Origin of the sequence: Mumia quercus (genome assembly GCF_025506335.1) — a bacterium.
Lineage (GTDB): Bacteria > Actinomycetota > Actinomycetes > Propionibacteriales > Nocardioidaceae > Mumia > Mumia quercus.
The window spans coordinates 490,931-511,957 of sequence record NZ_JANZYO010000001.1 but is presented as its reverse complement, the minus strand read 5'-3'; the positions used below and the strand labels follow the sequence as shown (position 1 = coordinate 511,957).

Sequence of the window (21,027 nt, the reverse complement as noted above, 5' to 3'; positions counted from 1 at the left end):
TTGAAGCCTTTCCTACACCCACGTGACCTTCGTCACAACGGGATGGCAGATACTGGCCCTCCTGCCCCAGCCGTCACTCCACGTCGTGGTGGATGCGTCCGTCGCGGGCGCTGAGCCGGTCGCCGCGGCCGCCCCACTGGAGCGCGATGATCTCGGCGGCGATCGAGACCGCGGTCTCCTCGGGCGTACGGGCGCCGAGGTCGAGGCCGATCGGGCTCGACAGCCGCGCGATCGCGTCCTCGCCGACGCCCGCCTCACGCAGGCGCGCCAGGCGGTCGTCGTGGGTACGCCGCGAGCCCATGGCGCCGACGAAGGCGGGACGGTGCGGCGGCTCCAGCTGCAGCGCGAGCTCGAGCAGCGGCACGTCGAACTTCGGGTCGTGGGTCAGCACGCAGACGACGGTGCGCTCGTCGATCGCCCCGGACTCGACCTGCTTCTGGAGGTACTTGTGGGGCCAGGACACGACCACCTCGTGGGCGTCAGGGAACCGTGCGGCCGTCGCGAAGACGGGCCGCGCGTCGCAGACCGTCACCTGGTAGCCGAGGAAGGCGCCCTGCCGCGCCACCGCCGCCGCGAAGTCGATCGCCCCGAAGACCAGCATCCGGGGCTTCGGCGCGTACGAGGCCACGAACACGCGCATCCCCTCGCCGCGCCGCTCACCGTCCGGCCCGTACGTCAGCGTGGCCGTACGACCGGCCGCGAGCAGCCCTCGGACGTCGTCGGCGATCGCGGCGTCGGCCCGCTCCGAGCCGAGCGAGCCCTCGAACGTCTCCGGCCGGACGACCGCGCGACGGCCGACCCAGGACCCGTCGGGGTGGGCGATCACCGTCGCAACGGCCACCGGGTTGCCGGCCTCGATGTCGGCGGCGACCTCCCCCAGCTCGGGGAACGTCTCCTGCGACACGGGCTCGACGAACACGTCGAGGATCCCGCCGCAGGTCAGCCCGACCGCGAACGCGTCGTCGTCGCTGACCCCGTACCGCTGCAGCACCGGATCCCCTGCCTGCACGACCTCCTGCGCGAGTTCGTAGACGGCGCCCTCGACGCAGCCGCCCGACACCGACCCGTACGCGCTCGCGTCGGGCGCGACGACCATCGACGCGCCGGCGGGCCGTGGTGCCGAGCGGAAGGTCGCGACCACGGTGGCGACGCCGGCGGTCTCGCCCGCCTTCCACGTCTCCATGAGCTCCTCGAGCACGTCACGCATGTGACCCAGACTACGTCGCGGGCCGGGTGCCCTGAGGCTCCTCGCAGAGACCGTTCAGCGCCCGACCTCGTCGAGCAGCGCCTGGAACGCCGCCAGCGAGTGCCCGGCGACCAACGCGTCGAGGTGCGGGTGCACCGCGGCGATGCCGCCCTGCACCGGGGCGTAGCCGGGACGGCCTCGGTGGGGGTTGGCCCACAGGACCCGGTACGCGAGCCGCCGCAGGCGCTCGACCTGCGTCCCCAGCAGCACCGGGTCGCCGCGCTCCCACCCGTCCGACGCGATCACCACGACCGCTCCCCTGGCCATGCCGCGCTGCCCCCAACGGTCGACGAACGCCTGGAGGACCTCGCCGAGCCGAGTGCCGCCGGACCAGTCGGGCACCGTCGCCCCGGCAGCGGCGAGCGCGTCCTCCGGGTCGCGCATCCGCATCGCGGCGGTGACGCGGGTGAGCCGGGTCCCGAGCGTGAAGACCTCCACGCCGCGCGGCGAGGCGCTGACGAGCCGGTGCGCCAGCCGCAGCAGGCTGTCGGCGTACGCACTCATCGAGCCCGAGACGTCGACCAGCAGCACGACCCTGCGGGCACGCCGACGCGGTGCCCGGAAGCGCAACGGACCCGGCTCGCCCGCGCGTCGCAGCTGGTCCCGCAGGGTGCGGGTCGGGTCGAGGTCACCGCGCCGGTGCGGGATACGGCGCGGGCTGCGGCGCAGCGGCACCCGTACGGTCAGCCGGTCGAACATCCTCGCCACCTCGGCGCGCTCGGCGACCGACAAGGAGGCGACGTCGCGGTGCCGCAGCGTCTCGGTGCGGCTCGCCTTCATCGCGACCTCGTGCACGTCGTCGGTGCTGCCGGCGCCTGCGGCGTCGGACTCCTCGAGCCCCGCCTGGACGACCACCCGAGGTGCTGCCTGGGTCCGCGTGCGCAACCGCGGCTCGTCAGGGCTGAACCAGGCGGCGAACACCTGGTCGTACACCCCGAGGTCGTCGGGCTCCGCGCACAGCGTGGCGCGTCCCGCCCAGTAGACGTCGTGGCGCCGGTCGGGCCCGAGCAGGGTCACAGCATCGACGAACGCCTGCGTACGGTCCGGCGTCGCAGAGAGGCCCGCCTCGCGCAGCGCGTGGGCGAACCCGACGAAGATCGCGACCTCGGCCACGTTCAGGCCAGCATCGAGGAGAGCGCGTCGCGCACGCGGTCGATGTCCTCGCGGTACTTGCAGACCGCGCCGATCGTCGCCGACGCCGTCGCGAGATCGAGCTCGTCGCGCCCGAGACGGTCCAGCGCGGCTGTCCAGTCCAAGGTCTCCGCCACGCCGGGAGGCTTGAGGAGGTCGCCTCGCGCCCGCAGGTCCTGCACGACCCCGACGACCTGCTCGGCCAAGCGCTGCGCGACCTCCGGCATCCGCATCCGGACGATCTCGACCTCGCGCGCGAGGCCCGGGTGCTCGATCCAGTGGTAGAGGCAGCGCCGCTTGAGCGCGTCGTGCAGCTCGCGCGTGCGGTTGGAGGTGAGCACGACGATCGGCGGCTCGACCGCGCGTACGGTCCCGAGCTCGGGGATCGTGACCTGGTTCGTCGAGAGCACCTCGAGCAGGAACGCCTCGAACTCGTCGTCGGCGCGGTCGATCTCGTCGACCAGCAGCACCGCCGGCGCCTCGCGCAGGGCGCGCAGGATCGGCCGCGCCAGCAGGAACCGCTCGTCGAACAGCGACTGCTCGACCTCGTCGGCATCGACCGGCCGGCTCGGGTCTGTGGTCGCCTCCACCGTCCGCAGATGGAGGATCTGGCGCGGGAAGTCCCAGTCGTACAGTGCCTGCGCCGCGTCGATCCCCTCGTAGCACTGGAGGCGGATCAGCGGCAGCTCGTACGCCGCGGCGAGGGCCTCAGCGAGCGCCGTCTTGCCGGTCCCGGGCTCGCCCTCCAGCAGGAGCGGACGGCGCATCGCCAAGGACAGGAAGGCGATGGTCGCCAGCCCGTCGTCGGCGAGGTATCCCGCCGCATCGAGGTCGCGGACGAGGTCCTCGCTGCTCTCCGGCTGCTTCACGCGCTCAGCCTATGCCGGACCGGGCGTGCCGCGGGGCGTGTCGTGGTCCTGTCCTGCCGCCAGGTCGCCGCACTCGACCGCGACCGCCTCGTGCTCCCTGAGGTAGCGGCGGCCACCTTCGTCCCCCGACAGCGTCGCCGCCATCGCGGCCCAGCGGTCGCGGCCGATCAGGACCGGGTGTCCCGGACGGCCGTCGAACGTCGCACGTGCAAGGACGGCGCCGGGGTCGTCCACACCGGCGGTGTACGCGACGAGGCGCCGGACGACCTCGGGACCCACGTCCGGGAGGTCGACCAGCATGATCAGCGCCGCGTCCACGTCCGGGGCGTCCGCGGCCAGCGCCTGCAGCCCCGCCCGCAGGGACGCGCCCATCCCGCTCGCCCACTCCTCGGCGACGACGAACGACGCCGGCGGTCCCGCGTACGAGGCACGGGCCCGCTCGTGCGCGGCGCCCAGGACGACCACCAGGCCCTCGCACCCGCCCGCAGCGAGGCCGCGTGCGGTGCGCGTCAACCAGGTCGTCCCGTCGGGACCCTCGACGAGGGCCTTGGGCATGCCCATCCGCCTGCCCTCACCGGCGGCGAGGACCATCCCCGTCACCCGCGCACGTGTCGTCATGCCGCCTGATCCTGCCATCGGCTCCGGATCGCGCAGCGCTGACGCACACTGGGGACGTGACAGAGACGCCCGACCCCGCCACCGTCCTCGCCCATCTCGACGAGGGCCAGATCGCCGCCGACCTGGCCGCGCTCGTCGCCCTGGCCCCGGTCGACGGGACGCTCGGCGAGGTCGCCGCGAGCCACTGGGCCGCCGACCGGCTCACCGAGCTCGGCGCGGACGTCGACCACTGGGAGATCGACCTTCCCACGCTGCGGCAGGAGCCGGACTTCCCGGGGATGGAGGTCGAGAGGTCCGAGGCCTGGGGCACGGTCGGCGTCTTCGGCGCGGGCACCGACGACGTCCCCGCCCTGGCGTTGAACGGGCACCTCGACGTCGTCCCCGCCGGCGACCCGTTCCTGTGGGCCGACAACGACCCGTTCACGGTGCGCGAGCACGACGGGCGCTGGTACGGGCGCGGCGTCTGCGACATGCTGGGCGGCGTCGCCGCGATCGTCGGCGCCGTCCACGCGCTGCGGGCCAGCGGCGTCGCCCTGACGCGACCGCTCGCCGTGCACGCCGTGATCGGCGAGGAGGACGGCGGCCTCGGCACGTACGCGACGCTGCGACGCGGCCACACGGCGGACGCCTGCGTCATCGGGGAGCCGACCGCTCGCGAGGTCGTCACCGACAACGCCGGGTCGCTGACCTTCCGGCTCGTCGTACGGGGGCGTGCCGCCCACGGCTCGATGCGCTCGAGCGGCATCAGCGCCCTCGACGCGCTCGACACCGTACGCCACGGCCTGCGGGAGCTGGAGCGCTCCCGCAACCTCGACCCGGGCGAGCGGTTCGCCCATCTCGTGATCCCGTACCCGCTCTCGATCGGCACCGTGCGCGCAGGCGACTGGGCCAGCACCGTCCCCGACCTCTGCATCGCCGAGGGACGGTTCGGCGTACGCCCCGGCGAGTCCGTCGCCGACGCCCGCGCGGCACTCATCGAGGCCGTCCACGAGGCGTGCCGCACCGACCTCTGGCTGCGCGACCACCCGGTGGAGGTGACGTTCCCGGGCGGAGTGTTCGCACCCGGCCGGCTCCCGGACGAGCACGGGCTGCTCGACGTCGTGACCGAGGCGGCGGTCCACGCCGGAGCGCCACGACCCACGCCGACCGGGGCCCCGTACGGGTCCGACCTTCGGCTCTACGCCGCAGCGGGGGTGCCGACCCTCCAGTACGGGCCCGGCGACATCGGGCACGCCCACGCGGTCGACGAGCACGTGGAGGTGGCCGACGTGATGCGCTGCGCCCGCGCGTACGTGCTCACCGCGCTGCAGCTGTGCGCTTGAGGGCGGCTACGGGGTGACGACCTCGATCGTGAGGAAGGCGCGAGACTCCGCGCCCGAGCCGATCGGCTGCAGCGACAGCTCGGCGTCGAGACCGCCCGCGAGGACGGAGTCCGTCCACACCGTGCCCGCCGCCGTCTCGAGACCGATCGGACGCGCGTCGAGCTCGTCGGCCCAGGCGCGGACGGCCTCCACGGCCTCGTCGGTGGGCATCGCGCGCTGGCTGAGGCTGATCGAGCGCACGACCTCGTCGTCGGCCCACAGCGTCGCGGTGTAGACCTGCGAGCGGAACAGCGACCCGTCCGGGAGCACCAGCTCTACGCGGTCGGACTCGTACTCGTACGCCCCCGGGTAGCCGGGCATGTCGTCCTTGTCGAGCGAGGCGACCGTCACCGGCTCCCGGAGGTCGACGCGCAGCGTGTCAGGGTCGGCAGCCAGCTGTGCCCAGACGAACGTCCACGTCACGACGGCCGAGACGAGCCCGAGTGCTCCCGCTCCTGCCCACAGCAGCGGTGCGGAGCCGCGGCGCTGGTGGGCGACGACGCCGGTGAGCAGCAGCACGGCGCCTGCCACCGCGACCACACCCAGCGCGAGGACCGCGAGGACCAGGACGATCCCCGCGGCGAGGCCTGCGGCCCCCACGGGTCAGTAGCGGTCGCCCTTGCGGCGGTCGAGCATCCTGCGCACGCGTGCCTCGTCCTGGCCGAGCACCTTCGAGAGGAGCTGGACGCGGTAGACGTACGCGAGGACGACGACACCGATGATGATCAGAAGCCAGAGCATGGGTTCAGCCTACGGGGCGGGCGGCTGCGGCGGCAGGCTCAGCGCCGCACGAGCTCGATCTTCCAGGCGACCAGCGACACCGCGCCCATGAGCAGCGGTACGCCGAGGCTGACCACGCGCCAGATGAGGAAGGCGGCCACGAGCTCCGGCTCCAGGCTGTGGTCGACGTTCACGTGGTAGAGCAGGGTGGCGATGACGACGGCGTCCAGCACGCCGAGGCCAGAGAAGAACAACGACGTCAACGGGTACGCCACGAGGAACGCGGTCAGCACCGGGACTGCCGACAGCTCGTCCGCCGAGACGCCGACGAAGCGGATCGACAGCACGATCAGCGCCGCGTCGGTGACCACCATGGCGACGAGGACGAGCAGAGAGCGCGGGAGCGCCCACCGGATCCGCTGGGCGGCCGCGAGCCGGAACGCGACCACGGCCTCCCGCCACGCGTCGACGTCGACGCCGTGTTTGAACCGGCCGACCAGCCGTGCGGCGCGCGTGCCGAGGGCGGCGGCGAGCCGCTCCTCGCGGAAGCCGAGCCAGATCGCGAGCAGGAGGGCGACGCTGATCAGGGCGCTGAGGACCGCCGGCACGACCTCGGCCGTGTCGAACATGCCCGTCGCGGCCATGACCAGGACACCGAGCATCGGCGCGCCGAACCTGATGACGTAGAAGCTCAAGGTGTTCATCACCGCACCGGCGGTCGCGGCCGGGATGGACAGGCCCCACGAGCCGAACATCGCCATCCGCGTCACGTAGTCGGCCGGCGGCGGCGCCACCGCGTACATGACCGTCGAGGCCTGGTCGTTCTGGAACGCGCGCAGCACCGAGCATCCCTCGATGAACCAGGCGAGCGGCAGGCAGTTGAACACCTGCCGCAGCAGGAGCACCAGGACGAGGACGGCCAGCTGCCACACGTGCAGGGCGCCGAGCGCGCTCCACACGGCGTCCCAGTCCAGCCCCTGCGCGAGAGCCACGACGGCCGCGAGGACGAGCGCGGTGATGACCCACGGGGCGAGCGTGCGCACCGCGCTCCGCACCCGGCTGCGGCTTACCTCCGCGACCGCCATAGCCCTCAGCGTGCCAGATCCGGTGTCGGCACCGGGCGACGTACACGACGGTGAGCGGCTTTCGGGATAGCCTCACCAGATGCATGTCACCCCCGCGGTCGTGGTCGCCCTCGTCGGTGCTGCCCTCGTCGCGGCTCCCGCGCAGGCTCCGCAGGCGCCCTCGCCGACACCGGCGACGCACGCGCGCACGACGCCCGCCGCCGTCGTGGCTGCGCTCTCGACCGCCGCGACCGACCAGTCGCTGAAGGGCCGCACGATCGTCATCGATCCCGGCCACCAGCTCGGCAACAGCCGGTTCCCGCGCAAGATCAACCGCCTCGTCGACGCCGGTGGCCTGCGCAAGGCGTGCAACACGACCGGCACGGCCACGGCGAGCGGGTACGCCGAGGCGACGTTCACCTGGCGCGTGGCGGTCGCCCTCCGCAAGCAGCTGCGCGCGAAGGGCGCGACGGTGGTCATGACGCGGGACCGCAACAGCCGACGGCTCTGGGGGCCGTGCGTCGACATCCGCGGCAAGCTCGGCAACAAGGGGTACCGCGGACGCGAGCGGGCCGCCGACCTCAAGCTGAGCATCCACGGCGACGGCGCCGCCCGGTCGGGCCGGGGGTTCCACGTGATCGTCACGGGACGCCGGGGCGCGGTCGTCCGGTCGGCCCGGCTCGGACGCGAGGTGCGGGCCGCGCTCGACGAGCGTGGCTTCCGTCGCTCGACGTACACCGCCGGCGGGCGCGGCTTCGTCCGCCGCACCGATCTGGGCACGCTCAACCTGAGCCGCATCCCGACCGCGATGGTCGAGCTCGGCAACATGCGCAACCCGCGCGACGCACGGACCATGCGCTCGGCCGCCGGCCAGCGCCGCTACGCCCGTGCGCTCACGACGGCGGTCGAGGCGTACCTGCGCTGAACTCGGTCGATCTCGACACCGCGGAGCCCTAGGCTGCGTGAGGTGCCGACCACCCACCGCATCCTGCACCTCTCCGACACCCACATCAGCCGTACCGGCCCGGACGAGGACGGCGTCGACGCTGTCTCTGCGCTGGAGCGGATCCTCCACGACGTGCGCCACGTCCCCGACCTCGACCTGGTCCTGGTCACCGGCGACATCGCGGACGACGGGTCGTACGAGGGGTGCGTCGCCGTACGCGAGCTCGTCGGCGGTTTCGCCGAGGAGCGCGGCGTCCCGCACGTGTACACCACCGGCAACCACGACGACCGCGACGCGTTCGCCCGGGCGCTGGGGTCCGGACACCTCGGGCCGGACGGCCGCGACGTCGGCCGACTCGCGGGAGGGTCGAGCGGCAAGCGTGCCGCCGTGAGCGAGGTGGGCGGCCTCCGGGTGATCTCCCTCGACTCGCTGGTCCCGGGGTCGGTCCACGGCGAGCTGGACGGCGGCCAGCTCTCCTGGTTGCGCGGTCAGCTCTCGCGGCCGGCGCCAGCGGGGACCGTGGTCGCCTTCCACCACCCGCCGCTCCACGTCGGGTGGTCGCCGTTCATGCGCACCGACGGGCTGCGCGAGAGCGCTCTCCTCGCGGACGCGGTGGCAGGCACGGACGTGCACGCGGTGCTCTGCGGACACTTCCACCTCCAGCTGTCCGGGACGCTGGGCGGGGTCCCCGTCTGGGTCACGCCGGGCGTCGTCACCCGCAACGACCGCACCTGCCGGCCGGAGCACATCCGCGGCGTCCTCGGGGCCTCCGCGACCGTGGTCGACCTCGGCGGTCCCTTCTCACCGGCGTTCCACACGCTGCACGCCCGAGACCCGCGTGCGGGCGAGCAGGTCTACCTGGTCGACGCCGACTCCTGGGACGACGTCGACGAGGAGTGAGCCGCCATCGCGTCGGCGACGGCGGCCGACTCCGGGTCGCCCTCGGCCCGCATCCCGGCGATCACGCCCGCGCGGTCGGCGTCGGAGCGATTCTGGCTGAGCTTGGCCTTGCCTTCGACGAAGTCGACGACGACCTCGATCCCGACGATGCCCCGCAGCTGCCCCTCGACGTACGCCTCCGGCGCATCGCTCACCGCCCACGGCTCGTCCCGCGTCTGCTCGTGCAGCGCGGTGAGGCGGGTGACCGCGTCGCGCACCCACGCCGCGTCACGGTGCACGTGGACCGTCCCGCGCAGCTCGACCCGGCTGTAGTTCCAGGTCGGCACCACCCGCCCGTGCTCGGCCTTCGCGGCGTACCAGGACGGGGAGACGTACGCCTGCGGGCCGCTCACCACCACGAGCGCGGCAGAGCCGTCGACGATCGTGCGCCAGTGCGGGTTGGCGATCGCCATGTGCGCGACCACGCGCTGCTCCTCACGGAGCCACACCAGCGGCAACCGCGTCGCGTACGGGAGGCCGTCGCGGTCGGCGGTCACGAGGTCGCCGGCGCCTGCGGCCGCGATCATCGCGTCGATCGCGGCCGGGTCTTCGAGGGCGTTGAAGCGCGGGACGTACACGACGCCACCGTACGACCTGGCGCGGGCCACGCGGCCAGGCGACGTTGTGCGGTCGATCAGTGTCACGTGATGGCACCGATCGACCGCGCAACGCTCTCGCCAACATCTCCGAACCGAAAACGAACCGATCGGCCGCCCGCTAACGTCTCCTCGATCATGACCCCTGAAGAGCGCGTCGACTTCGAGTCGCACGTTCCGGCTGTCCAGCACGCTCGACAACCGCTCGCCCGATGACTGGATCCTCTCCCCGGACGGCCGCACGCGGCTGGTCGCCGGCCGCTCGGGCGGCGACCAGGGCGGCACGCCGGGCGCGGTCACTGCAGTGGATGTGGCGAGCGGGGCGCGAACGGAACTGTTCCTTTCGCCCAACCGCATCGGCACCCCCCAGCTCGGCCACGACAGCGACGGCACACCGATGGTGCTCACCCCACCCTGACGTACGACGACGCCCCGCCGGTCCGAAGACCGACGGGGCGTCGTACGCGGTGCGTGAGCGAGAGGCTCGGGCTCAGATCAGAAGCCCATGCCGCCCATGTCGCCCATGTCGCCACCCGGCATGGCCGGAGCGTTCTTCTCGGGCTTGTCGGCGACGACGGCCTCGGTGGTGAGGAAGAGCGCCGCGATCGAGGCTGCGTTCTGCAGCGCCGAGCGGGTCACCTTGGCCGGGTCGAGGATGCCCTCGGCGATGAGGTCGACGTACTCGCCGGTCGCCGCGTTGAGGCCGTGGCCGGCGGGGAGGCCCTGGACCTTCTCCGCCACGACGCCGCCCTCGAGGCCGGCGTTGACCGCGATCTGCTTCAGCGGAGCGGTCGAGGCCGACTTCACGATGGCCGCGCCGGTCGCCTCGTCACCCTCGAGCTCGAGCTTCTCGAAGGCCGCAGCGGTGGCCTGGACGAGCGCCACGCCGCCACCGGCGACGATGCCCTCCTCGACGGCCGCCTTCGCGTTGCGGACGGCGTCCTCGATGCGGTGCTTGCGCTCCTTGAGCTCGACCTCGGTGGCCGCGCCGACCTTGATCACCGCAACACCGCCGGCGAGCTTCGCCAGGCGCTCCTGCAGCTTCTCGCGGTCGTAGTCGGAGTCGGAGTTCTCGATCTCGGCGCGGATCTGGTTCACGCGACCGGTGATCTGGTCCTCCGAGCCACCGCCGTCGACGATGGTGGTCTCGTCCTTGGTCACGACGACCTTGCGCGCGGTGCCGAGCAGCGAGATGTCGGCGTTCTCGAGCTTGAGGCCGACCTCCTCGCTGATGACCTCGCCACCGGTGAGGATGGCGATGTCGGTCAGCATGGCCTTGCGGCGGTCACCGAAGCCCGGTGCCTTGACGGCGACCGACTTGAAGGTGCCCTTGACCTTGTTGACGATCAGGGTGGCCAGCGCCTCGCCCTCGATGTCCTCGGCGATGATCAGCAGCGGCTTGCCCGACTGCATGACCTTCTCGAGGACGGGGACGAGGTCCTTGACCGAGCTGATCTTGGAGTTCGCGATGAGGATGTAGGGATCGTCCAGCACCGCCTCCATGCGCTCGGGGTCGGTGTAGAAGTACTGCGAGATGTAGCCCTTGTCGAAGCGCATGCCCTCGGTGAGCTCGAGCTCCAGACCGAAGGTGTTGCTCTCCTCGACGGTGATGACACCTTCCTTGCCGACCTTGTCCATCGCCTCGGCGATGATCTCGCCGACCGTCGGGTCAGCAGCCGAGATCGCGGCCGTCGAAGCGATCTGCTCCTTGGTCTCGATGTCCTTGGCCATCCCGAGCAGCTGGGCGGAGACGGCCTCGACGGCCTTCTCGATGCCGCGCTTGAGCGCGATCGGGTTGGCGCCGGCCGCGACGTTGCGCAGGCCCTCGCGCACGAGCGCCTGGGCGAGCACGGTGGCGGTGGTGGTGCCGTCGCCCGCGACGTCGTCGGTCTTCTTGGCGACCTCCTTGACGAGCTCGGCACCGATCTTCTCGTAGGGATCCTCGAGCTCGATCTCCTTGGCGATGCTCACACCATCGTTGGTGATGGTGGGGGCGCCCCACTTCTTCTCGAGGACGACGTTGCGGCCCTTCGGGCCGAGGGTCACCTTCACCGCGTCGGCGAGGGTGTTCATCCCTCGCTCGAGGCCGCGGCGGGCTTCCTCGTTGAATGCAATGGTCTTCGGCATGTCTCCCGCGATTCCTCCGCGTAGAGGTGGATGGTCCAGGACGATGCCCGCGACGGACGACCCGCGTCCGCGACGATCCCTTCTCGTCGCGACCTTCGGACCTCATCGGCCTGAGCCGTTCGTACGTTGGCACTCGTACGAGACGAGTGCTAAGGCCCTTTTTAGCACTCGCTCCTCACGAGTGCAAAGGGCGGTCGGCCTCGTCCGGTGCCGCGCGCTCTGCGGCGACCTCCTCGAGCAGGGTGAGGACGCGGCGTACGGCGGCGCGTTCGGCGCGGTCGGGCCGTGACAACGCGAAGACGTGCCGGCCCGCGCGCACCCCGTCGAGGCCGAGCAGCCGGACGCCCCGCACCTGCGCCGACTTGGCCCACAACCGCGGCAGCAGCGCGATCCCCTGCCCGGCGGCGACGAAGGCCGCGACGACGTGGTTGTCGAGGAAGCGCTGAGCGACCTGCGGGGCCGACCCGTCGACCGACAGGGCCGGCAGCAGGAGGTCGAAAGGGTGCCCGGCGGGGACGCCGACCCAGCGCTCTGCGACCAGGTCCTCGGGGCGTACGCGCTCGCGTCCGGCGAGGCGGTGGCCCTCCGGCACCGCCACGTCCAACGGCTCGCGGAGCAGCGGCGTCACCCGCAGACCTGACTCGCGCCCGTCGGGGAGGGCGACGACCGAGTGCCCGAGGACGACGTCGTGGTCCGCCGTCGCGTCGGTGAGCTCGTACTCCGCCAGGTCGAGGTCACTCAGCCGAAGCCGGATGCCCGGATCGCTGGCGGCGACCCTCCCGGCGAGGGGCGCCAGGAGCATCTCGGCGCCGCTGGGGAAGGCGGTCACGCTCACCTCGCCCTCGACCGCGCCCCGGAACTCCTCGAAGCGCGCACGCGTGCGGGCCACCACCTCGGCGATCTCCCCCGCGCCCGCGGCGAGGAGGGCGCCCGCCTCGGTCAGCCGGACACCACGACCGCGGCGTTCGACGAGGACGGCACCCAGCTCACGCTCGAGGGCCTTGATCTGCTGCGAGACCGCAGACGGGGTGCGGTACGTCGCGGCCGCCACGGCGGTGATGCTCCCCCGGTCGGCGAGCTCGCGCAGCAGCGCGAGGCGTGTGACGTCCCAGGCGTCCATGTAGCGATGCTACAAGAACATTGCATGATTAATTGATTGTGCTGAAAGGTCGCCCGGCCTCACCCTCGAGAGGTGACTGCACGTGACCGTCTGCTCGCCGTCCTCGTCGCGATCTGCTGGGGCCTGAACTTCCTGGCGATCCACGCGTCGCTCGAGCACTTCCCGCCGATGTTCTGCGTCGCCCTGCGGTTCAGCCTGCTCGCCGTGCCCACGATCCTCCTCGTCCCACGGCCGGACGTGAAGCTGCGCTGGCTGCTGGCGTACGGGGCGGGGTTCGGCATCGCACAGTTCGTCTTCCTGTACGCAGGGATGCGTGCCGGGATGCCGGCCGGACTGGCCTCCCTCGTCCTCCAGGCGTCCGCCCCCTTCACGGTCGTCCTGGCGGGCGTCCTTCTGCGCGAGCGGCTCACCGGTCGCCAGGTCCTCGGGATCTGCCTGGCGATCCTCGGACTGGCAGGCGTCGCGTGGCACCGCTCGCAGACCGCTGCCCTCCTGCCGGTCGCGCTCACCCTCCTCGGGGCCCTCGGATGGGCGTTCGGCAACCTCGCGAACCGGCAGGCCCGTCCCTCGAACCCGCTCCACCTGACGCTCTGGATGGCGGTGGTGCCGCCGGTGCCGATGCTCGCCCTGTCGCTCGTCGTCGAGGGGCCGTCGGCGATCGGTGCGTCGCTCGCGACCGCCTTCACCGCCGAGGCGCTCCCCGCGGTGCTCGGCATCGCCTACACCGTCGTGATCGGCACGGTCGTCGGCTCCGGCCTGTGGACGGTGCTCATGGCGCGCTACCCGTCGAGCACGGTGGCGCCCTTCTCGATGCTCGTGCCCGTGGTCGGCATGAGCGCCAGCGCGGTGTTCCTGCGCGAGCGTCTCGACCGGTTCGAGCTGCTCTCCGGCGCCGTGGTCATCGCGGGCGTCCTTCTAGGATCCACCCGGGGCCGCCGCGGCCGACTGGCTGCCCGCACCTCGACGTGAGGTGCGGGCCCGCTCCGTCCACGTCAGCCGGGGACGACCTCGTGCGCCTCGCGACCCTTGGGACCGTCGACGACCTCGAAGGTCACGGACTGCCCGTCGTCGAGCGACTTGTAGCCTTCGGCGCGGATCTTTGACCAGTGCACGAACACGTCGTCCTGGCCGTCGATCGCGATGAACCCATAACCCTTTTCAGCGTTGAACCACTTGACGGTGCCCTGCGCCATTGCGCACTCCAGTCGTGCCGGGAGGCCCACCCTCTCGGGCCTCGGAGTGCGAAGAAACTACCGCAGCGCGGGGTCAGCAGCCGCCCGCGACGGCGGGGATGATCGACACCTGCTGACCCGCCGGGACGGCCGTGTCGAGGCCCTCGGAGAACCGCACGTCCTCGGTGCCGACGTACACGTTCACGAACCGGCGGATCGCCCCGGTCTCGTCCACCACGCGCGCCTTGATCCCCGGGTACGAGGCCTCCAGGGAATCGATCACGGCGGCGACGGTCTCGCCGTCGACGCTCACCTCGGACTCACCCTTCGTGTAGGTGCGCAAGATGGTGGGGATGCGGACGGAGACGCTCATGGTGTCCTCTCAGACGAGGCCCGCGGCGGTGAACGCGGGGTAGGTCGGGTCGATGGTGGCGGCGGGACCGACACGGTCGGCGATCGCGTCGAGGGTCTTCAGGCCGTCGCCGGTGTTGAAGACGACCGTCTCGGCCTCCGGGTCGAGCTGACCGGTCGCGAGCAGCTTCTTCAGGGTCGCGATGGTGACACCACCGGCGGTCTCGGCGAAGATCCCCTCCGTGCGCGCCAGCAGCTGGATGCCGTCACGCACCTCGTCGTCGGTGACGTCCTCGACCGCACCGCCCGTACGGCGGCACGTGTCGAGCACGTACGGCCCGTCGGCCGGGTTGCCGATCGCGAGCGACTTGGCGATGGTGTCGGGCTTGACCGGGCGGACCACGTCGTGGCCCTCGCGGAACGCCTGCGCGACCGGCGAGCAGCCGGTCGCCTGGGCGCCGAAGATCTTGTACGGGGTGGCGTCGACGAGGCCGAGCTTGCCGAGCTCGGTGAAGCCCTTGTCGACCTTGGTGAGCTGCGATCCGGACGCCACCGGGATCACGACCTGCTCCGGCAGACGCCACCCGAGCTGCTCGGCCGTCTCGTACGCGAGCGTCTTGGACCCCTCGGCGTAGTACGGACGGACGTTGACGTTGACGAACGCCCACCCCTCCTCCTCGCCGGCGATCTCGCTGGCGAGCTTGTTGACGTCGTCGTAGTTGCCGCGGACGGCCACGAGCGTGCCGCCGTACACCGCGGTGGTGAGGATCTTCGGCCGCTCGAGGTTCTCCGGGATGAACACGACGCTCTTGATGCCGGCGCGGGCGGCGGCCGCGGCGACGGCGTTGGCGAGGTTGCCGGTCGACGGGCAGGCCAGAACCTTCATGCCGAGCTCGCGGGCGGCCGACAGGGCGACGGCGACGACGCGGTCCTTGAAGGAGTGCGTCGGGTTGCCCGAGTCGTCCTTGACCCACAGGGTCTTGATGCCGAGCTCGCGGGCGAGGTTGTCGGCCTTCACCAGGCGCGTGAAGCCGGGGTCGGTGTTGGGGAACGCGGCGATGTCGGCCGGGACCGGCAGCAGCGGCTGGTAGCGCCAGATGCTCTTCGGGCCCGCCTCGATCTGCGCCCGGGTGATCGCCGGGAAGTCGTACGCGACCTCGAGCGGGCCGAAGCACTCGAGACAGGCGTAGTGGGGACCGAGCTCCTGCTGGGCGCCGCACGCGCGGCACACCAGGCCGGTCGCGTTGCCGAAGGCGCCCTCGCGGACAGACGTACAGTCGGGGGTTTCCAGCGTGCTCGCGCTCACGAGGCCTCCTCGTCATCTTCCCTGCGCGCGACTGTCGCCACAGGACGGATTTGGCACCATGCCCGGTGGCGGCCTCGCGGGATCGCGAGTCTCACACCAGGTGGTTGCCGGGGCTTCGTCGGGCCGTGTCCCTCCGCCCCTCGTGATGAGCTGGGTTCAGCGTACGCGGCCGTCTCACATACCGTCTACTCAGTCCAGGATGTGGACACGCATCGGTCGCTGAGTGGTCACGCCATCGCGCGGCGTGACCACGGAACGACCAACGCGTACCGGGCAGCACGGAATCAGCAGCCGAGGACCTCGGCGAGCCGCTCGAGCCACTCGGAGAGCTCGTCGGGACCGTGGACGACGAGGTCGGCGCGGGGCATGAGGGCACGTTGCTCCTCCGAGGCCACCGCGATGAGCATCACCTCGGCCTCGCCGGCCTCACGCATCGCCGTGAGCGCCGCGTACGCGGGCAGGTCCCCCAGGTCGTCGCCGGCGTACACGATGGTCCGCGTCCCCGTCTCGGCGACCAGGCTCCGCAACGCGGCGCCCTTGTCGATCGACGAGTCACGGATCTCGATGACGTAGCGGCCGTGCTCCGCAGCCAGGCCGTGGCGGCGCGCCAGCTCGGCGAGCGGCTCGGACATCTGCTGCTGTGCGGAGGCCGGATCGGCCAGACCCCGGGTGTGCACGACGACGGCGTGGCCCTTGTCCTCGAGGCGGGCGCCCTCGATGCCCAGCTCGGCGAGCAGCTCGGGGATCGCGGCGCGGACGAGCGCCACGGACTCCGGCGGCGGGGGCACGGAGGACTCACCGGTGTCGGCGTCCCAGCGCTCGGTGCCGTACTGGCCGAGGATCGTCATCCGCGAGAGCCCGTCGCGGTCGGCGAAGCCACCCAGCCGCACCGCGGCCTCGACCGGCCGCCCGGTGACGACCGCGAGCTTGCCCACGCACGGGGCGATCCGCTCCAGCGCATCGACCGAGCGTGCGCTCGCGTGCGCGCGCTGGGGGTCGTCGACGATCGGAGCGAGCGTGCCGTCGAAGTCGAACGCGAGCATCGTCTGCTGCGGATCGGCCAGCAGGGACGCGAGGGCGGAGGCACCCGCATCGGTGCGCGGGTGCGGCTCCAGGGCCGCCGGAAGGGACATGCCTCCATCATTTCAGGCGTCGATCAGCGACGATCCGGGAGTCACCAACCCTACGATGCCGGTGTGACCCGGGCCCCTTCGTACGCCGCCGTCGGCGTCGCGATCGTGCTCACCGCCGTCGCGCTGGCCGCGCTCCCGCTCGCAGCGTCGACGGTCGCCGCCGTCGTGGCGACCACCTCGGCGCCGGTACGCGGTGGGCGGTCGCAGCCGTCGTGGCGTCCACGCTCGCGTACGCGGTGGCGCTCGCCGTCCCCGCCTCTCGGGACCTGCTGGTCGACGACCGTGCACCCGACTCCGTCCCGGACCTGGCCGTACGGGTGCTGCTCGTGATCCCGCTGCACACGGTGCTCCTCGAGGAGCTGGTGTTCCGCGGGGTCGTGCAGGGCATGGTGCGCCGTGACCACGGCGTACGCGCGGCCGTCGTCGTGTCGTCCGTCCTTTTCGGGCTGTGGCACCTCGGCTCGGCGGGCGCGGCGCTCGACGGCAACGAGGCCGTCGCCGGCACGGTCGGATCGTCTGTCGTGACGGCCGCCCTCGGGATGCTCGCGATCGTGATCGCGACGGGTCTGGCCGGCGTCGTGCTCGCTCTGGCGCGCGAGCGCAGCGGGAGCCTCCTCGCGCCCGCCGGCCTGCACTGGGCGGCGAACGCCGCCGGCACCGTGGCGACGTACGTCGCGAGCCGCTGAGCGACCGTGACCGCTCGCGGCTACGCGTCCCCGCCCGGCGCGACGAGCGCGCGGAGCTGCTGCGACTTCTCGGGCGACCACTGCGGGGTCCGCAGGATCGTCGCCCACGCGTCCACGTGCTCGCCCGCGTAGTTGTGCCCGTAGCCGGGCGGCACCTCCGTGCCGAGCGCCATGTCGGCGGTCACCTGCCAGAACGTCACGAGCGGGATCCAGCGCACCGACGGGAGCACGTCCGGGCCCCGCTCCTCGCGGAGCCAGTCGGGCCGTGTCATGAGCAGCTGGGTGTTCCACCAGACGATCGGGTCCGAGGCGTGCTGCAGATAGAGGACTCGTGTGCCGTCCCACGGCTCGTCGGCGGGGGCGATCGGCTCCGACGTCCGCCGCGCGAACCGCACCGTACGGCCGTCCTGGTAGACCGGGAGCACCTCGGGCGTGCCGGAGTCGCGGTCGCGGACGAAGCGGCTCCACAGCGGGTTGAAGCTCGGCGGGCCGACGAACAGCGCCCCGTCCGTGCGGTTCGCGACGTCGTACGCGCCGGAGAACGCCGCCTCGCCGCCGAAGGAACCGAGACTCTCCCCGAACACGTACAGCTCGGGCCTGGCGTCGACGGGCATCGCCGACCAGTGAGCGAACACCGCGTCGAACAGCTCGCGCCCAGAGTTCTGCGCCTGCTCCTGGTCGACGAGGTAGGAGATCCACGACGGGAACGACGAGTACTGCATGCCGACGACGGCCGAGTCGCCGTCCGCGAGGTACTCGAAGCTCGACGCCGACGTCTCCTCGACCCACCCCGACCCGGTCGTGGTGACGACGAGGAGGCGCGACCGCGCGAACCCGCCGGCCCGGACGAGGTCCTCGACGGCGAGCGCTGCCCGCTCGGAGAAGTCTTCGCCGGACTCCAGCCCGGCGAAGACGCGTACGGGCTCGCGGGCAGGACGTCCCGTGAACGCCGTGATCTCCTCGGCCCGCGGCCCCGAGGCGACGAACACCCGCCCCTCGCGGCCGAGGCTGTCCCACGCGACCAGCGAGTCCGCGCTCCCCGACCGCTCGGGCTCCGTCGGCTGCTCGACGCCGTCGGGCGTGATGGTGTTGCGGTAGGAGAAGACCTCGTCGGCGGTGGAGCGGAGCCGGTCGAACAGCACACCGTCGATCGCCCCGATCAGCAGCCATGCGACCACGAGGAGGCCGAGCACCTTGGCGGCACGCTCCCCGAGCGCGCGGTCGAGGAGCCGGACGAGCTTGCGGTAGAGCCACCGCAGGCCCGTCCCCGCCTGGATCAGCAGCAGGGTGACCAGCCCCCACGCGAGCGGGATCGTCAGCAGCCACGGCCAGGGCTCGCGCTCCATGCCCATCAGGGCGCGGATCTCGTTCTGCCACATCCGTCCGAGCACGAGCGACGTCGCCAGGGCGACCGTGGCCACGCCGGCGAAGACCATCCAGGACCGGCGCTGCGCGGGGTGGGCGTCCCGGTCGACGAGCTCGCGCCACACGTACGCCGCGAGGACGCCGACCCCGTAGCCGAGCGCAGAGCTGACGCCGGCGACGAGGCCCTGGAAGACCGCAGGACGTGGCAGCAGCGACGGCGTGAACGCGAGACACCCGAGCAGCACGGCCCCGTACGCACCGGGGAGGGTGTAGGGGACGAGGCGACGCACGCCCTGAGCGTACTGACGTGTGGGCGGACGCGGCGTCAGCTGCCGGTCAGGATGACCGTGAGCCGGTCGAACTTCATCGGCTCGATCGCCGGCCGGACGCGACCGATGTCGAGATCCTTCGCGAGCCGCTTCGCCTGGTCTTCGAGCTTCTTGGGGTAGTAGACGGTCGACTGCGGGATCTTGCCGTACCAGTTGTCGACGCCGACGACCTTCCAGCCGGCGTCCTCGACGCGTGCGGCGGTGGCGTCGGCCAGGCCGCTGACCCGCGAGTTGTTGTAGACCTCGACGAACGCCCGCGGCACCTCTGCCGTCGTCGGCGCCGGCGTCGTCGGCGCGGGCGTCGCCACGGGCTCAGGGCTGGGAGTCGGGCTCGGCGCGGGCGTACGAGCCGACGGAGGCGCCGCCGCGGGGGCCTCCTCCGGGTCGTTGCTCACCAGAAGGCCGAGGGTCGCCAGCGCGAGCACGACCAGCGCGCCGACGACCGCGACCGAAGGCACCGCCCTCGGCGAGATCCTCGTGCGCTGCGCGACCCTGCGTCGTCCGTCCACCGCTGGCCTCCTTACGCGTCGGCGTCCAGGCGCCGCACCGAGCGCGTACGGCGACGCGACTCGCGCATCCGCCGGAGGCGCTTGACGAGCAGAGGGTCGTGGGCGAGCGCGGCCTCACGGTCGATGAGGGCGTTGAGGACCTGGTAGTAGCGGGTCGCCGACAACCCGAACTCCGTGCGGATCGCCTGCTCCTTGATGCCGGCGTACTTCCACCACGAGCGCTCGAAGGCGAGGATGGTCTGCTCACGCTCGGTGAGGCTGTCCGCACGTGCCGCCCGCGACGGCACGTCCGACGACGGTGTGTCCGGAGCGGCTCCCATGGGTCCATCGTAGGTGTGCGAATGACATCGTTGGTATTCGCTGCGGCCCGGCGTGGCGCGCACGAGCCCCGAGCGCGAGGATGGCCGCCATGACGTCCGACCCCGCTCCGATCCGCTGGGGCATCCTCGCCACCGGCGACATCGCCCACAGCTTCGCACGCGATCTGGCCCTCCTCGACGACGCGACGCTGCACGCCGTCGGCTCACGGTCGCTGTCGTCGGCGCGCGCCTTCGCCGACGAGTACACCGACGCCACGACGCAGCCGCGTCCGTACGGGTCGTACGAGGACCTGCTCGGCGACCCCGACGTGGACGTCGTGTACGTCGCGACGCCGCACGGGCGCCACACCGAAGACGTTCTCGCGTGCTTCGAGGCGGGCAAGGCGGTGCTCTGCGAGAAGGCGCTCACCCTGGACGCACCGTCGGCCCAGCGTCTCGTCGACGAGGCGCGCCGGCGCGGGCTGTTCTTCGCCGAGGCCATGTGGATGCGCCTCAACCCCAACGTCGTCCGGATGCTCGAGATGGTCAGCGAGGGCGCCTGCGGAGAGGTGCGGCAGGTACGCGCGGACCTGGGCTTCTCCGCCCCCGCCGACAAGGCCCGCCTCTGGGACCCCGCGCTCGGCGCCAGCGCGCTGCTCGACATCGGCATCTACCCGCTGACGTTCGCCTACCTCGTGCTCGGCAGGCCGGACGAGATCAGCGCCTCGGCCGCGCTCAGCGACACTGGCGTCGACCTGAACGGCGGCGCGACGCTGCGGTACGCGTCGGGGGCGGTGGCGTCGATCTCGTGGACCCAGGTCGCCTGGTCCGACGGCCGGGCGTCGATCGCCGGGGACGGCGGCAGGATCGAGGTCGCGGGGCCGATGAACAACCCGCGGGCCTTCACGTACGCCCGCTACTGGGAGTCCGACGAGATCACCGTGCCGGTCCTCGGCGAGGGCTACGCCCACGAGATCCTCGAGGTCGGCCGCTGCCTGCGCGGCGGGCGTACCGAGTCGTCGCTCCTGCCGCTGGACGAGACGGTGGAGATCATGGCGCTCATGGACGAGATCCGTGCGCAGGTCGGTGCGACGACGGGCTGACCTCCTCCGTCCACTGCCTGCGCGCGGTGTCGGCCGA

24 protein-coding genes and 1 riboswitch are annotated in these 21,027 nt (G+C 72.2%); of the genes, 6 read left to right on the top strand and 18 right to left on the bottom strand.

What is annotated here, in order from left to right; genetic code table 11:
• Positions 1-73 precede the first annotated feature (73 nt).
• From NYZ95_RS02460 to NYZ95_RS02445, 4 genes are read right to left on the bottom strand one after another with little or no spacing between them, the layout of a single operon-like run.
• Positions 74-1,207: an XdhC family protein gene (locus NYZ95_RS02460; RefSeq protein ID WP_262848347.1), complete on the bottom strand. Its 1,134-nt coding sequence runs from the start codon at positions 1,205-1,207 to the stop codon at positions 74-76.
• A gap of 54 nt (positions 1,208-1,261) precedes the next feature.
• Complete coding sequence (locus NYZ95_RS02455) at positions 1,262-2,359, bottom strand: vWA domain-containing protein (RefSeq protein ID WP_262848345.1); 1,098 nt, start codon at positions 2,357-2,359, stop codon at positions 1,262-1,264.
• Positions 2,360-2,361: 2 nt separating this feature from the next.
• On the bottom strand, positions 2,362-3,246 hold the full coding sequence (locus NYZ95_RS02450) for an AAA family ATPase (RefSeq protein ID WP_262848343.1): 885 nt from the start codon (positions 3,244-3,246) through the stop codon (positions 2,362-2,364).
• A gap of 9 nt (positions 3,247-3,255) precedes the next feature.
• Entirely contained in the window at positions 3,256-3,864 is a 609-nt protein-coding gene (locus NYZ95_RS02445; protein ID WP_262848341.1) for a nucleotidyltransferase family protein, read from the bottom strand.
• A 56-nt stretch (positions 3,865-3,920) separates the two neighbouring features.
• Between NYZ95_RS02445 and NYZ95_RS02440 the strand changes: the two genes are divergently transcribed.
• Positions 3,921-5,186, top strand: coding sequence for an ArgE/DapE family deacylase (locus NYZ95_RS02440; protein ID WP_262848339.1), 1,266 nt, complete (start codon positions 3,921-3,923; stop codon positions 5,184-5,186).
• 6 nt (positions 5,187-5,192) lie between these two features.
• Here NYZ95_RS02440 and NYZ95_RS02435 read toward each other — a convergent pair whose 3' ends face one another.
• The 3 genes from NYZ95_RS02435 to NYZ95_RS02425 are packed head-to-tail and all read right to left on the bottom strand — an operon-like array spanning position 5,193 to position 7,030.
• Complete coding sequence (locus NYZ95_RS02435; RefSeq protein ID WP_262848337.1) at positions 5,193-5,825, bottom strand: hypothetical protein; 633 nt, start codon at positions 5,823-5,825, stop codon at positions 5,193-5,195.
• A 3-nt stretch (positions 5,826-5,828) separates the two neighbouring features.
• Positions 5,829-5,966, bottom strand: a complete 138-nt coding sequence (locus NYZ95_RS02430; protein ID WP_262848336.1) for a hypothetical protein — start codon at positions 5,964-5,966, stop codon at positions 5,829-5,831.
• Positions 5,967-6,004: 38 nt separating this feature from the next.
• Positions 6,005-7,030 carry a hypothetical protein gene (locus NYZ95_RS02425; protein ID WP_262848335.1) on the bottom strand — a complete coding sequence of 342 codons (1,026 nt, stop codon included), beginning with the start codon at positions 7,028-7,030 and terminating at the stop codon, positions 6,005-6,007.
• 79 nt (positions 7,031-7,109) lie between these two features.
• Here NYZ95_RS02425 and NYZ95_RS02420 point away from each other — a divergent pair, with 79 nt between their 5' ends.
• Together NYZ95_RS02420 and NYZ95_RS02415 are read left to right on the top strand one after the other, a co-directional pair.
• A complete protein-coding gene (locus NYZ95_RS02420; RefSeq protein ID WP_262848333.1) occupies positions 7,110-7,934 on the top strand; it encodes an N-acetylmuramoyl-L-alanine amidase family protein in 825 nt (274 codons plus the stop codon).
• Between the two features lie 42 nt (positions 7,935-7,976).
• A complete protein-coding gene (locus NYZ95_RS02415; RefSeq protein WP_262848331.1) occupies positions 7,977-8,855 on the top strand; it encodes a metallophosphoesterase family protein in 879 nt (292 codons plus the stop codon).
• Here NYZ95_RS02415 and NYZ95_RS02410 read toward each other — a convergent pair.
• From NYZ95_RS02410 to NYZ95_RS02400, 3 genes are all read right to left on the bottom strand, one after another.
• On the bottom strand, positions 8,810-9,502 hold the full coding sequence (locus NYZ95_RS02410) for an FMN-binding negative transcriptional regulator (RefSeq protein WP_262848329.1): 693 nt from the start codon (positions 9,500-9,502) through the stop codon (positions 8,810-8,812). The genes NYZ95_RS02415 and NYZ95_RS02410 overlap by 46 nt on opposite strands.
• A 483-nt stretch (positions 9,503-9,985) precedes the next feature.
• Positions 9,986-11,617: a chaperonin GroEL gene (gene groL / locus NYZ95_RS02405; RefSeq protein ID WP_262848327.1), complete on the bottom strand. Its 1,632-nt coding sequence runs from the start codon at positions 11,615-11,617 to the stop codon at positions 9,986-9,988.
• 175 nt (positions 11,618-11,792) lie between these two features.
• Complete coding sequence (locus tag NYZ95_RS02400) at positions 11,793-12,737, bottom strand: LysR family transcriptional regulator (protein WP_262848325.1); 945 nt, start codon at positions 12,735-12,737, stop codon at positions 11,793-11,795.
• Positions 12,738-12,809: 72 nt separating this feature from the next.
• On the opposite strand from NYZ95_RS02400, the gene NYZ95_RS02395 reads away from it, so the two are divergent.
• Complete coding sequence (locus NYZ95_RS02395; RefSeq protein WP_262848323.1) at positions 12,810-13,706, top strand: EamA family transporter; 897 nt, start codon at positions 12,810-12,812, stop codon at positions 13,704-13,706.
• 23 nt (positions 13,707-13,729) lie between these two features.
• On the opposite strand, the gene NYZ95_RS02390 is transcribed toward NYZ95_RS02395, so the two are convergent.
• The 5 genes from NYZ95_RS02390 to NYZ95_RS02370 all read right to left on the bottom strand — a co-directional run bounded on the left by NYZ95_RS02390 (position 13,730) and on the right by NYZ95_RS02370 (position 16,875).
• Positions 13,730-13,930: a cold-shock protein gene (locus tag NYZ95_RS02390; protein WP_262848321.1), complete on the bottom strand. Its 201-nt coding sequence runs from the start codon at positions 13,928-13,930 to the stop codon at positions 13,730-13,732.
• 73 nt (positions 13,931-14,003) lie between these two features.
• Positions 14,004-14,282 (bottom strand): ubiquitin-like small modifier protein 1, encoded by a 279-nt coding sequence (locus tag NYZ95_RS02385; RefSeq protein WP_262848319.1) that lies wholly within the window; start codon positions 14,280-14,282, stop codon positions 14,004-14,006.
• A 9-nt stretch (positions 14,283-14,291) separates the two neighbouring features.
• A complete protein-coding gene (gene thrC / locus NYZ95_RS02380) occupies positions 14,292-15,566 on the bottom strand; it encodes a threonine synthase (protein WP_262848317.1) in 1,275 nt (424 codons plus the stop codon).
• Positions 15,567-15,575: 9 nt separating this feature from the next.
• A riboswitch (SAM riboswitch) is annotated at positions 15,576-15,718 on the bottom strand.
• Between the two features lie 132 nt (positions 15,719-15,850).
• Positions 15,851-16,699, bottom strand: coding sequence for a trehalose-phosphatase (gene otsB, locus NYZ95_RS02375; protein ID WP_262848315.1), 849 nt, complete (start codon positions 16,697-16,699; stop codon positions 15,851-15,853).
• A 50-nt stretch (positions 16,700-16,749) separates the two neighbouring features.
• Positions 16,750-16,875, bottom strand: a complete 126-nt coding sequence (locus NYZ95_RS02370) for a hypothetical protein (RefSeq protein ID WP_262848314.1) — start codon at positions 16,873-16,875, stop codon at positions 16,750-16,752.
• A gap of 36 nt (positions 16,876-16,911) precedes the next feature.
• Here NYZ95_RS02370 and NYZ95_RS02365 point away from each other — a divergent pair, with 36 nt between their 5' ends.
• The gene (locus NYZ95_RS02365) at positions 16,912-17,385 is read left to right on the top strand and encodes a CPBP family intramembrane glutamic endopeptidase (RefSeq protein ID WP_262848312.1); all 474 of its coding nucleotides are present in this window, start codon (positions 16,912-16,914) and stop codon (positions 17,383-17,385) included.
• A gap of 20 nt (positions 17,386-17,405) precedes the next feature.
• Here the strand turns inward: NYZ95_RS02365 and NYZ95_RS02360 are convergent, their stop codons facing one another.
• Genes NYZ95_RS02360 through NYZ95_RS02350 form a run of 3 tightly spaced genes read right to left on the bottom strand, consistent with a single transcriptional unit; the run spans position 17,406 to position 19,908 of the window.
• Positions 17,406-19,040, bottom strand: a complete 1,635-nt coding sequence (locus NYZ95_RS02360) for an alpha/beta hydrolase (RefSeq protein ID WP_262848310.1) — start codon at positions 19,038-19,040, stop codon at positions 17,406-17,408.
• A 35-nt stretch (positions 19,041-19,075) separates the two neighbouring features.
• A complete protein-coding gene (locus tag NYZ95_RS02355; protein WP_262848308.1) occupies positions 19,076-19,588 on the bottom strand; it encodes a LytR C-terminal domain-containing protein in 513 nt (170 codons plus the stop codon).
• 11 nt (positions 19,589-19,599) lie between these two features.
• The gene (locus NYZ95_RS02350) at positions 19,600-19,908 is read right to left on the bottom strand and encodes a DUF3263 domain-containing protein (RefSeq protein WP_262848306.1); all 309 of its coding nucleotides are present in this window, start codon (positions 19,906-19,908) and stop codon (positions 19,600-19,602) included.
• A gap of 89 nt (positions 19,909-19,997) precedes the next feature.
• Between NYZ95_RS02350 and NYZ95_RS02345 the strand changes: the two genes are divergently transcribed.
• On the top strand, positions 19,998-20,990 hold the full coding sequence (locus NYZ95_RS02345; RefSeq protein ID WP_262848304.1) for a Gfo/Idh/MocA family protein: 993 nt from the start codon (positions 19,998-20,000) through the stop codon (positions 20,988-20,990).
• The last annotated feature ends 37 nt before the right edge of the window (positions 20,991-21,027 follow it).

Coding starts and splice junctions, on each gene's coding strand:
- NYZ95_RS02460 (WP_262848347.1), bottom strand. CDS start 1,207: ATGCGTGACGTGCTCGAGGAGCTCATGGAGACGTGGAAGGCGGGCGAG.
- NYZ95_RS02445 (WP_262848341.1), bottom strand. CDS start 3,864: ATGACGACACGTGCGCGGGTGACGGGGATGGTCCTCGCCGCCGGTGAG.
- NYZ95_RS02430 (WP_262848336.1), bottom strand. CDS start 5,966: ATGCTCTGGCTTCTGATCATCATCGGTGTCGTCGTCCTCGCGTACGTC.
- NYZ95_RS02425 (WP_262848335.1), bottom strand. CDS start 7,030: ATGGCGGTCGCGGAGGTAAGCCGCAGCCGGGTGCGGAGCGCGGTGCGC.
- NYZ95_RS02420 (WP_262848333.1), top strand. CDS start 7,110: ATGCATGTCACCCCCGCGGTCGTGGTCGCCCTCGTCGGTGCTGCCCTC.
- groL (WP_262848327.1), bottom strand. CDS start 11,617: ATGCCGAAGACCATTGCATTCAACGAGGAAGCCCGCCGCGGCCTCGAG.
- NYZ95_RS02400 (WP_262848325.1), bottom strand. CDS start 12,737: ATGGACGCCTGGGACGTCACACGCCTCGCGCTGCTGCGCGAGCTCGCC.
- NYZ95_RS02390 (WP_262848321.1), bottom strand. CDS start 13,930: ATGGCGCAGGGCACCGTCAAGTGGTTCAACGCTGAAAAGGGTTATGGG.
- NYZ95_RS02385 (WP_262848319.1), bottom strand. CDS start 14,282: ATGAGCGTCTCCGTCCGCATCCCCACCATCTTGCGCACCTACACGAAG.
- otsB (WP_262848315.1), bottom strand. CDS start 16,699: ATGTCCCTTCCGGCGGCCCTGGAGCCGCACCCGCGCACCGATGCGGGT.
- NYZ95_RS02350 (WP_262848306.1), bottom strand. CDS start 19,908: ATGGGAGCCGCTCCGGACACACCGTCGTCGGACGTGCCGTCGCGGGCG.
- NYZ95_RS02345 (WP_262848304.1), top strand. CDS start 19,998: ATGACGTCCGACCCCGCTCCGATCCGCTGGGGCATCCTCGCCACCGGC.